11 protein-coding genes are annotated in these 10,461 nt (G+C 70.4%); 6 read left to right on the top strand and 5 right to left on the bottom strand.

What is annotated here, in order from left to right; genetic code table 11:
• Positions 1-226 (top strand): autotransporter outer membrane beta-barrel domain-containing protein (locus tag J7U37_RS19940; RefSeq protein WP_247636834.1); only part of this gene is annotated, 226 nt, incomplete at its 5' end.
• A 73-nt stretch (positions 227-299) separates the two neighbouring features.
• Here the strand turns inward: J7U37_RS19940 and J7U37_RS19935 are convergent.
• From J7U37_RS19935 to cobS, 3 genes are read right to left on the bottom strand one after another with little or no spacing between them, the layout of a single operon-like run.
• Positions 300-989 carry a TIGR02281 family clan AA aspartic protease gene (locus J7U37_RS19935; protein ID WP_247636833.1) on the bottom strand — a complete coding sequence of 230 codons (690 nt, stop codon included), beginning with the start codon at positions 987-989 and terminating at the stop codon, positions 300-302.
• On the bottom strand, positions 986-1,201 hold the full coding sequence (locus J7U37_RS19930) for a DUF1289 domain-containing protein (protein ID WP_247636832.1): 216 nt from the start codon (positions 1,199-1,201) through the stop codon (positions 986-988). Before J7U37_RS19930 ends, J7U37_RS19935 begins: the two co-directional genes overlap by 4 nt.
• A 49-nt stretch (positions 1,202-1,250) precedes the next feature.
• On the bottom strand, positions 1,251-2,069 hold the full coding sequence (gene cobS, locus J7U37_RS19925) for an adenosylcobinamide-GDP ribazoletransferase (protein WP_056184960.1): 819 nt from the start codon (positions 2,067-2,069) through the stop codon (positions 1,251-1,253).
• 102 nt (positions 2,070-2,171) lie between these two features.
• On the opposite strand from cobS, the gene cobT reads away from it, so the two are divergent.
• Positions 2,172-3,197: a nicotinate-nucleotide--dimethylbenzimidazole phosphoribosyltransferase gene (cobT, locus tag J7U37_RS19920; RefSeq protein ID WP_247636831.1), complete on the top strand. Its 1,026-nt coding sequence runs from the start codon at positions 2,172-2,174 to the stop codon at positions 3,195-3,197.
• A 56-nt stretch (positions 3,198-3,253) separates the two neighbouring features.
• Here cobT and J7U37_RS19915 read toward each other — a convergent pair whose 3' ends face one another.
• The gene (locus J7U37_RS19915; RefSeq protein WP_056488426.1) at positions 3,254-4,789 is read right to left on the bottom strand and encodes a HAMP domain-containing sensor histidine kinase; all 1,536 of its coding nucleotides are present in this window, start codon (positions 4,787-4,789) and stop codon (positions 3,254-3,256) included.
• Positions 4,790-5,081: 292 nt separating this feature from the next.
• Here J7U37_RS19915 and J7U37_RS19910 point away from each other — a divergent pair, with 292 nt between their 5' ends.
• The 4 genes from J7U37_RS19910 (at position 5,082) to pyrF (ending at position 9,295) form a co-directional block, all read left to right on the top strand.
• Positions 5,082-5,537, top strand: a complete 456-nt coding sequence (locus J7U37_RS19910; RefSeq protein WP_056184965.1) for a (2Fe-2S)-binding protein — start codon at positions 5,082-5,084, stop codon at positions 5,535-5,537.
• 65 nt (positions 5,538-5,602) lie between these two features.
• Positions 5,603-7,810 carry a xanthine dehydrogenase family protein molybdopterin-binding subunit gene (locus J7U37_RS19905; protein WP_247636830.1) on the top strand — a complete coding sequence of 736 codons (2,208 nt, stop codon included), beginning with the start codon at positions 5,603-5,605 and terminating at the stop codon, positions 7,808-7,810.
• A gap of 66 nt (positions 7,811-7,876) precedes the next feature.
• Positions 7,877-8,551: a uracil-DNA glycosylase family protein gene (locus J7U37_RS19900; RefSeq protein ID WP_247636829.1), complete on the top strand. Its 675-nt coding sequence runs from the start codon at positions 7,877-7,879 to the stop codon at positions 8,549-8,551.
• Positions 8,552-8,599: 48 nt separating this feature from the next.
• Positions 8,600-9,295 carry an orotidine-5'-phosphate decarboxylase gene (gene pyrF / locus J7U37_RS19895; RefSeq protein ID WP_247636828.1) on the top strand — a complete coding sequence of 232 codons (696 nt, stop codon included), beginning with the start codon at positions 8,600-8,602 and terminating at the stop codon, positions 9,293-9,295.
• A gap of 12 nt (positions 9,296-9,307) precedes the next feature.
• On the opposite strand, the gene J7U37_RS19890 is transcribed toward pyrF, so the two are convergent.
• Positions 9,308-10,360, bottom strand: coding sequence for a helix-turn-helix domain-containing protein (locus tag J7U37_RS19890; protein ID WP_247636827.1), 1,053 nt, complete (start codon positions 10,358-10,360; stop codon positions 9,308-9,310).
• Positions 10,361-10,461 lie beyond the last annotated feature (101 nt).

Raw genomic sequence — 10,461 nt, 5'->3', positions numbered from 1 at the left:
CCGCCGGGCCTACGGCGAGGTGGTGCCGAAGGCGCTCCTCAGCTTCGGCGCCGGTCCGGGCTTCCTGACGGCGGGCACGCCGATCAGCCGCGACGCCCTGGTGGCGCAGGCCGGCCTCGACGTGCGGCTGGGCCGCGCCACCACCCTGGGGGTGGCCTATACCGGCCAGGTCGGCGAACGCGCCCAGGACCACGCCGTCAAGGGCAACTTCACCTACCGGTTCTGACAGGCGACCCACAGGGTCTGAGAGACAGGACGCCGCCCGCTCGGCCGGGCGGCGTCCTCGTTCCGCGAAAACGTCAGCGGCCGCGCAGCACCAACCGGTCGCCCCGGACCTCGAACGAGGCCAGCCGGTCGAGGAAACTCATGCCCAGGAGATTTTCGCGCAGGGCGCCCGGGCGGCTGATCAGGGCCGGGACGCGGCGCTCGACGATGGCGCCGACCCGGAGGCTGTCGAGGAAGGCCGGCGCCGCGACCGTGACGCCGTTGGCTGTCGAGACCCGGACGCCGAACTCCGATTCCGCCGGCCGGAGGCCGAGGGCGGCCGCACTCTCGGCGGTGAGGACGACGGAACTCGCCCCGGTGTCGAACTGGAATCCCTGAGGCTGACCGTTCACCTCGGCCCGGACGTGAAAATTGCCGTCCGAGCGCCGGGTGATCGTCACGGTGCCGTTCGGGCCCGTGACGGCGCTGCCGGGCCGTACCGCCCCGAGCATCCGGTCGCCGATGACCCGGGCCTCGTCGCGATAGGCGTAGCCGGCCACCAGTGCCGCGCCGAGGGCGCCCCAGATCAGGAGGGCCGTGAGGTTGGCGCGCATGCGGCCCCGGAACTGGTGCCAGAAGCCGGCCGCCACCACGGCAAGGAGCCCGGCGCTCATGGCCAATTGGGCGAACTGGTCGGGCTCCATGCCGACGATGCGCTGGGTGTCGTCCGAGAACAGCAGGACCGCGAGGGCACCGCCCAGGAGGATCAGGCCGAGGGCCATCATGAGGCGGCCGGGGAGGGGACACGCGCCGGGAAGGCGGCGCCCAGCCGCGCCTCCAGGGTGGCCATCACGGCCCGCCGCTGCATCTCGGAGAGGGAGCCCCACAGGGCGATCTCGTCGCGCGTGCGGCCACAGCCCTCGCACAGGCCGGTCGCGGCATCGAGAAGGCAGAGCTTGGTGCAGGGACTGGAGGGTTTGGGACGGGTCTGGGTCATCGCCCCTGTCCATGACGGGCCGGGGCGACGCGATCAAGCCCGGCCGCCGTCAGGCGGGGATCGCCGCCAGCAGCCCGAGCAGCGCCGCGATCTCCGCCGCCTGCTGGGCAGCCCCGACCACATCCCCGGTCTGGCCGCCGATCTGGCGCTGCGCCAGGGCGGTGACGCCCAGGGCGGCGGCGAGGCCGAGGCCGATCATCAGGCCGCCGCCCCAGGGCGGCAGCCCGAGGGCGAGAGCCGCCAGCGTGAGCGCGAGCGCGAGGGCCGTCGCGGTGGCCAGGGTTTCCCGGCTCGGACGGCCGACGGAGGCGCCGGCGCCCCCCGGCCGGGCCGGCGCCAGGAGCGCCAGGGGCGCCAAGGCGGCGCTGCGCGACAGGGCGGCGGCCAGCACCAGGGCGAGAGCGGCCAGAGACCCGACCCGATCGAGGAGCGTCGCCAATGCGCCGATGCGCAGGGCCAGCGACAGCATCAGGGCGACGCCCCCATAGGCGCCGATGCGGCTGTCGCGCATGATCTCCAGGCGGCGGGCCGGGTTCGCTCCGCCGCCGAAGCCGTCGGCGACATCCGCCAGCCCATCCTCGTGCAGCGCGCCCGTCACCAGGACGCCCGCCGTCACCGCCAGACTTGCCGCCAGGAACGGCCCGAGGCCGAGCCCCCAGGCCCCGAGCAGAACCCCGGCACCGGGCAGGCCGAGGATCAGGCCGGCGAGCGGCAGCATCCGGGGCAGGGAGCGGAAATCCGGCACCGCGTGCGGGTCTCCCTCGCCGGGCAGCCGCGGCACCGGCAGGCGGGAATAGAAGCGCAGGCACCCGGCGAGGTCGTAGGCCAGGCGGGCCCCCGGAAAAGCGGGTTCGGCCTCCTCGTTCATCGCGATCCTGCCTTGCCTTCACCACCCGCGTCGCGCCCGTTATAGCTGCCGCAACGGGCGGCCCGCCATCCTGGCGCCGGGGCCGGCCACCGGAATTGCCTCATGACCGACGCCACCACCCCGTTCAGCGATATCCGCCGCCTCGTCGAGACCCTGCCGGGGCCGGACCGGGACGCGGTGGCGATGGTGGCCGAGCGCGACGCCACCCTGACGAAGCCGGCCGGCGCCCTCGGACGCCTGGAGCACCTCGTATCCTGGCTGGCTGCTTGGCAGGCCAAGGGCCAGCCGACCCTCGATCGCCCGCTGGTCTGCGTCTTCGCCGGCAGCCACGGCGTTACCGCCCGGGGCGTCTCGGCCTTTCCGGACGCGGTGAACCGCCAGATGCTCGACAATTTCGCCGCCGGCGGTGCGGCGATCAACCAGATCTGCGCCGCCTACGGCCTCGGCTTCAAGGTGTTCGACCTCGCCATCGACATGCCCACCGGGGACATCACCATGCAGGCCGCCTTCGACGAGAAAGCCTGCGTCGCCACCATGGCGTTCGGCATGGAGGCGGTGGCCGCCGGCACCGATTGCCTCGCGCTCGGCGAGATGGGCATCGGCAACACCACCGTGGCGGCGGCGATCTACGCGGCCCTCTATGGCGGCGACGCGGCGCATTGGGTCGGGCGCGGTACCGGCGTCGACGCGGCCGGGCTCGCCCGCAAGGTCGCGGCGGTGGAGGCCGCACTCGCCCATCATGCCGGCCATCTCGACGATCCGCTGGAGATCCTGGCCCGCCTCGGAGGCCGCGAGATCGCCGCCATCGCGGGGGCGATCCTGGCCGCGCGCCTGCAGCGGGTGCCGGTCATCCTCGACGGCTACGTGGCGACCGCCGCCGCCGCCATCCTGCACGCCCTCGACCCGTCGCTGCTCGACCATTGCCTCGCAGGCCACGTCTCGGCCGAGGGCGCCCATGCGGACGTGCTCGAGCGCCTCGGCCTCGTGCCGCTGCTGGCGCTCGGCATGCGCCTCGGCGAGGCCTCTGGCGCGGCCCTTGCCCTCGGTCTCCTCAAGGGCGCGCTCGCCTGCCACCGCGACATGGCGACGTTCGCCCAGGCCGGGGTGTCGGAGCGTAGCGCTGGCTGAGCCGCTTCCAGGGCGGCGCCGGCTCTGAACGGCGCCGGCTTCAGGCGGCACCGCCTTCAGGCGGCACGGGCCCGCTTCTCGGCGGGAGCCGCCGGGGATTCTCCGGGCACTTCCAGGGCCGGCAGGGTCTCCATCACCCGGCTCGCCGGGAAGATCACGATGACCTCGGTGCCCTCGCGCGGCTTCGACTTGAGCTGAAAGTTGCCGCCGTGCAGGTCGATCAGGCCCTTCACGATGGGCAGACCGAGGCCCGAGCCCTGTTCGGCCGTCTTGATCGCCAGCGATCCGCGTCCGAACGACGACATCACGGTGCCGATCTCGTCCTCGGGGATGCCCGGCCCGCTGTCCTTGACGCTGACATACTGGCCGCCCGACGAGGTCCAGCCGACCTTGATGGTGATCTCGCCGCCTGGGGGCGTGAATTTTACCGCGTTCGACAGGAGGTTCAGCACGATTTGGCGCAACGCCCGCTCGTCGGCCCAGAGCCGGGGCAGGCTATCATCGATGAACTCCTGGATCATCTGGTGCTTGCCGCGCGCGCGCAGGCCCATCATGTGGCGGCACTCCTCGACCGCATGGCCGAGCTGGACCGCTTCCTCGTTGAGTTCGTAGCGTCCGGCCTCGATGCGCGAGAGGTCGAGGATCTCGTTGATGAGGTTGAGGAGGTGCAGCCCGCTGTCGTGAATGTCGGAGGCGTATTCCTTGTACGAGGCCGCCACATGGGCGCCGAACACCTCGTTCTTCATCACCTCCGAGAAGCCCAGGATGGCGTTGAGCGGCGTGCGCAGCTCGTGGCTCATGGTGGCGAGGAAGCGTGATTTGGCCAGATTGGCCTCCTCTGCGCGGCGCCGGGCCTCGTCGGAATTGGCCTTGGCCTGTTCCAGCTCGCCGAAAATCGAGTCTTTTTCGGCGTGCGATTGCAGAGCCTCGACCGTCGAGGCGTAGACGCGGCGTCCGAGCCCCAGGAAGAACAGCTGCGCGACGACCACCATGGTCACCAGCAGCATGGTGTTCATGTCCTGCGACACCGCCAGGAGCGACAGCGCGGCGATGCAGAGCGGCACCAGCGCCGCACAGGCGGCGGCCGGCAGGGTCGCGGCCAGCATGGTCGCTTTGGCGGCCACGATGACGAGGCCGAACAGCACGAAGGTGCGCGCGCCCAGGGCGCCGACCAGGACCATCATCGCCCAGGCGGTGCTCTGCAGGAATTCCGCCGTCATGAACGCCCGGCGCCAGCGCCGCACGGAGACCGTGGCCGGGTCCTGCGCCAGAAAGCGGCGCGTCAGCAGCTTGGAGAGCGCCACCGTCGCCAGAAGGCACAGGCCCCAGGCTCCCGCCACGATCGGCTGCACCCAGATCGACGCGACGCCGGCGACCAGGAGGCCCAGCAGCGCCAACGGGATCACCGCTCCCGAACGGTACTGCGCATAGACCCGGATCAGTTCGTAATCGAAGGCGCGTTCCAACCCACTCGTCGAGGTGAGCTTCTCCCGGGCCGAGCGCATGTCGCGCGCGACTTCGCGACGACGGGCCACCTCCTGTGCGGAGGGCCCGCGGCCACGCTGAATCATTTCCGCAGTCAGGTCGGTCATCACCGTCTTGAGGATTCGGGGAGGCGTCGCGGTCGATGTCGGGACCGCCGAGAGGCCGGGATACGCGACGTCCGAGACTGCTGGGCATGTGTTAAGAAGGGCCTGCCGGAACCGGCCGAATTGTCGGAATTTCCCGGCCGTCCACTGTTGTTCGGAGGGACGTCGGCGGCCCCTCACGACCTTGATCCAGGATCGAGCCGCACAGGATCGACTTCGCGATCGTGTGCTGGCGCACATGGTTACGCCGCGGCAAGGATTAGCCTCATTCCAAACTGTGCATCGGGAGGTCGGGATGCTGAAACTCACCGTCAACGGGGTCGCCCATCAGGTTGATGCCGATCCCGACATGCCGCTCCTCTGGGCTTTGCGCGATCATCTGAATCAGACCGGCACGAAGTACGGTTGCGGCATCGCGCAGTGCGGTGCCTGTACGGTCCATCTCGACGGACAGCCGGTTCGCGCCTGCCAGACCCGGATCGGCGATATCGGAGAGGCCAAGATCACCACGATCGAGGGTGTCTCCGGCAAGGTCGCTGAGGCGGTACGCACCGCCTGGCGCGGCCTCGACGTGGTCCAGTGCGGCTATTGCCAGTCCGGCCAGATCATGTCGGCGATCGGCCTCCTGTCCGAAAACGCGAAGCCGACAGATGCCGACATCGACGGCGCCATGGACGGCAACGTCTGCCGCTGCGGCACCTACCAGCGCATCCGCGCGGCCATTCACGAAGCGGCCCGCACCCTCGCCTGAGCGGGGGTTCAAGCCTTCGATCCGTCCGATTCTCTCTCGATCCCGCGTCTGAACTGGAGCCCCCCATGCTGAAGGTCCGTCAGGCCACGCCGCCCGTGCCCTCCCGCCGCGCATTCCTCGGCGGGGGCGCCGTGGCCGCCGGTGCCCTCGTCATCGGCTTCACCCTCGATCCGGCGAAGTTCGCCAAGGCCGCCGCGGGTCCCGACCTGTCGGGCCTGCCGGCCCAACCCAACGCCTTCGTGCGCATCGCCGCCGACGACACCGTGACGGTGGTGATCAAGCACCTCGACATGGGCCAGGGCAACACCACCGGCCTCGCCACCATCCTGGCGGACGAGCTCGACGCGGATTGGGCCACCATCCGCACCACCTTCGCGCCGGCCGATGCCACGCTCTACAACAACTTCGCCTTCGGCCCGGTCCAGGGCACCGGCGGCTCCACCGCCATCGCCAATTCCTGGGTCCAGCTCCGCAAGGCGGGTGCGGCCGCCCGGGCCATGCTGGTGTCCGCGGCGGCCGAGCGCTGGAAGGTCCCGCCCTCGGAGATCACGGTCGCGTCCGGCACCGTGCGCCACGCCGCGTCGAACCGGCAGGCCCGCTTCGGCGAACTGGCGGAAGCCGCCGCCGCCCAGCCGGTGCCGAAGGAGCCCCGCCTGAAGGAGGCGAGCCAGTTCACCCTCATCGGCAAGAAGGTGGCGCGCCTCGATTCGACGGCCAAGACCGACGGCACCGCGATCTACTCCCTCGATATCCGCCGCCCCGGCCAGCTCACCGCGGTGGTCGCCCATTCGCCGCGCTTCGGCGGCACCGTGAAGACCGTCGACGACACGGCCGCCCGCGCGGTCGCGGGCGTGGTCGACGTGGTGACGATCCCGACCGGCGTCGCCGTGCTCGCCAAGGATACCTGGTCGGCGATGAAGGGCCGCGACGCCCTCAAGCTCACCTGGGACGACAGCGCCGCCGAGACCCGCTCCTCTGACGCGATCCTGGCCGATCATCGCAAGCGCCTCGACACGCCGGGCCTCGTCGCCTCGCAGAAGGGCGATGCCGCCGGCGCCATCGCGGGCTCGGCCAAGGTGCTGGAGGCCGAGTTCACCTTCCCGTATCTCGCCCATGCGGCGCTCGAGCCCCTCAACGCCACCATCGAGAAAGCCTCGGACGGCACCTACGACGTTTTCGCCGGTTGCCAGCTCCAGACCATCGAGCAGGCCGTGGTGGCGGCCAATCTCGGAGTGACCACCGACAAGGTTCGGCTGCACACCCAGTGGGCCGGCGGTTCGTTCGGCCGGCGCGCGACGCCGAGCGCCGACTACTTCGCCGAGACGGCTTCGATCGTCCGGGCGACGGGCGGCAAGGCGCCGGTCCATCTGGTCTGGACCCGCGAGGACGACATGGCCGGCGGCTTCTACCGGCCGATGGTGGTTCATCGCCTGCGCGCCGGCCTCGACGCCAAGGGCGGGATCACCGGCTGGGAGCACCGGACCATCGGCAAGTCGATCATGATCGGCACCGCCTTCGAGACCATGATCGTCAAGGACGGCATCGACGCGACCACCGTCGAGGGCGCCTCCGATACGCCCTATGCGCTGCCGGCCTACCGCTTCGAGGTCCACAACGCCCGCGAGGGCGTGCCGGTGCTGTGGTGGCGCTCGGTCGGTCACACCCACACTGCCCAGGCGATGGAGGTGTTCATCGACGAGCTCGCTCACGCGGCCGGCGCCGATCCGGTGGCTTACCGCCTCGGGTTGCTGGGTGGCGCCCCGCGCCTTTCCGCCACCCTGAAGCTGGCAGCCGAGAAGGCCGGCTGGGACCCGAAGAAGACGACCGACAAGAACCGCGGCCTCGGCGTCGCGGCGCACGAATCCTTCGGCTCCTACGTCGCCATGGTGGCCGATGTCACGGCCGAGGATGCCAAGGTGAAGGTCAACCGCATCGTGGCGGCGGTCGATGTGGGCGTCGCGGTCAACCCGGACGTGATCCGCGCTCAGGTCGAGGGCGCGGTCGGCTTCGCCCTGTCGTCGGTCCTGCGCAACAGGATCACGCTCAAGGACGGCGTGGTGCAGGAGAAGAACTACGACGCCTACGAGCCGACCCGCATGAGCGAGATGCCGGTGGTCGAGGTCCATATCGTGCCCTCGACAGCCGCGCCCACCGGCATCGGCGAGCCCGGCGTACCGGTGATCGCCCCGGCGATCTCGAACGCGATCTTCGCCGCCACCGGCCAGCGCCTACGCTCGCTGCCCCTCGACCTCAGCGGCCTCAAGGGCGCCTGAGCCGAGCCGGAGCGACGACACGGCCCCTCGCCGTCGGGGGAGGGGCCGCCTATCTCGGTGGGCATCATGCTTCCCGAAACCGATTGCGCCGAGATCGCCGCCCCCGAGATCGCCCCCGCCGAAACCGCCTTCGACGTCACGGTGGCGCGCCTGCGGGCCTGCCGGATCTGCCGTGACGCTCCCCTCTACGGCGCTCCCCTGCCGCAGGAGCCGCGTCCCATCGTGCAGGGGCTCGCCTCGGCCCGGCTCTGCGTCGCGAGTCAGGCGCCGGGCAACCGCGCGGACCAGAGCGGCATCCCGTTCATGGACCCGTCGGGCACCCGCCTGCGCGATTGGCTCGGCCTCGACGAGGCGGCGTTCTACGATGCGCGCCGCCTCGCCATCGTGCCCATGGGCGCATGCTTTCCGGGCTACGACGCCAAGGGCGGGGACAAGCCGCCGCGACGCGAATGCGCGGAACGCTGGCGGACAGAGCTGTTCGCCGGGCTGCCGAAGCTCGAACTGATCCTGGTGATCGGCCAATACGCGCAAGCCTGGCATCTCGGCCGATCGAAGGCCGGCCTCACCGACACCGTCCGGCGCTGGCGCGAGGTTCTGGGAAGCCCGGGTACGCCGCGGGTGCTGCCGCTGCCCCATCCGTCCTGGCGCAACAGCGGCTGGCTCAAGGCCAATCCGTGGTTCGAAACGGAGCTGCTGCCCGTCCTGAAGGCGGAAGTGGCGCGCGCGATGGCGCCCCGTTGACACGAGGGCCAGCGCGCGGGATCGCTCGCTGCGAAACCGGAGAGACCCATGACCGCCCTGCTGGACTCGCGCGACCGCCTGATCGTCGCCCTCGACGTGGCAAGCGTGGACGAGGCCGAGCGCCTCGTCGACCGGATCGGCGATGCGGCGACCTTCTACAAGATCGGCTACCGGCTCGCCTATGCGGGCGGTCTCGCCCTGGTGCCGCGCCTCGCCGCCAGCGGCCGCAAGGTGTTCCTCGACCTGAAGCTCCACGACATCGGCAACACCGTGGAGGAGGGGGTGCGCGCCCTCACCGACCTCGGCGCCACCTTCCTTACCGTTCACGCCTATCCGCAGACCATGCGGGCGGCGATCCGGGGCCGGGGCGCGAGCGGCCCCCGGATTCTCGCCGTCACGGTCCTGACCTCCTACGACGATGCCGATGCGGCGGAGGCGGGCTATGCCCTGCCGGTGGCCGACCTCGTCGCCCGCCGCGCCGCGCAGGCGGCCGAGATCGGCATCGACGGCATCGTCTGCAGCGCCGCCGAGGCGCCGGCGGTGCGGACGCGAATCGGGCCGGACCGCGCCATCGTCACCCCGGGCATCCGGCCGGCGGGGGCCGAGGCCGGCGACCAGAAGCGCGTGATGACGCCCGGAGAGGCGCGCCGCATCGGCATCGACCACGTGGTGGTCGGCCGCCCCATCACCCAGGCGGCGGACCCGCGCGCGGTGGCGGAGGCTATCGTCGCCGAGATGCGCTAGACCCGAAAGCTGTCAGGTCGTGCGCAACAACCGCATCCAGTTGGCGAAACCCTGAGCGTCAACCAAGCCGTCCGTATGGGCTGCGACCAGCGCGTTTCCGCGCTCGCGCGCATTTCGCGGGGAAATGCCGAACGCCTCTCGGAACGCACGCGCGAAGGCCGCGGCGCTGGCGAAGCCCCACTGACAGGCGACCTCGCTGATCCGCTCGCGTTTGATCGGATCCGCCAATTGTAACGCCGCGCCCGTCAGCCTCCGGCGCCGAATCAGATTGGCTACGCCGCCCGCAGACTCGCAGGCCCGGTACAAAGCTGAGCGGGAGATGCCCAGGTGGCTGGCGATCTGGGCCGCGTTCAAGTCGGGATCGGCGATATGGGCATCCACGTAGTGGCCTATCCGGCGTAAATCCGAGGGCTGACCACAAACGACTCGACGATCATGGTCCGCCGGCTGGCCCGCCAGAACCGCACCCGCCAGCGCGACGGTCGCCCCCGCCGCGAGCATGGCCTGGCGCACGCTCAACAGCGCGGCGCGTCTTGTCAGAGACAGGAGGTATTCCCCGAGGAGGTCCGTCAGCGGATCGCCGGCGGCGAGAACGACCCCATGCAATCGACCGAAATCCTGCAGGAAGGGCCGAAACTCGTCGCGTGGAAACAGGAGGCTGACGTTGGCGAAACAGCTACTGCGGGTCTCAAGCGTGTCGCTCAGATCGAAGACGCAGATGTCTCCCGCCGCGACCCGGATCGAACGCGTGCGCGTAGCGCCAACGAAACCGCCCTCGAGATAAAGTTGAATGAGAATGTGGTCGAGTCCACTGGTCGCCACGAGCGCCGCCGATCGCCTGAAGATCAGGGGCGGGCCACGAAACACGCCGAGCATCATTTTTCCGAGGTGCCAGCTCAGCAGATCCACGACGACGGGGTCGTCTTCGCCTGTCCGCTCAACCGAAAACACGTCTTCGACGGCGACCTGGAACTGCTTCAGCGCCACATCCGCCCCAAGGGCGTAACCATCGATCCTGAAGGTCGGTATCGCGGTCGCGCTGTTTAGGTCGCCAAGCGAACTCATGCGGGGGTCACGGCGGGAGTGGGCAACATAGCATGTTGCAAAATCAATGACCTGGACCAGAATCAACGGCTCATTCAAGACTGCTTAGCGCCGTATCCGGG

This window comes from Methylobacterium sp. 37f (assembly GCF_023093475.1).
Taxonomy (GTDB): domain Bacteria; phylum Pseudomonadota; class Alphaproteobacteria; order Rhizobiales; family Beijerinckiaceae; genus Methylobacterium.
Note: the sequence above shows the minus strand (reverse complement) of the source record. Positions and strands in the feature narration are given on the sequence as shown.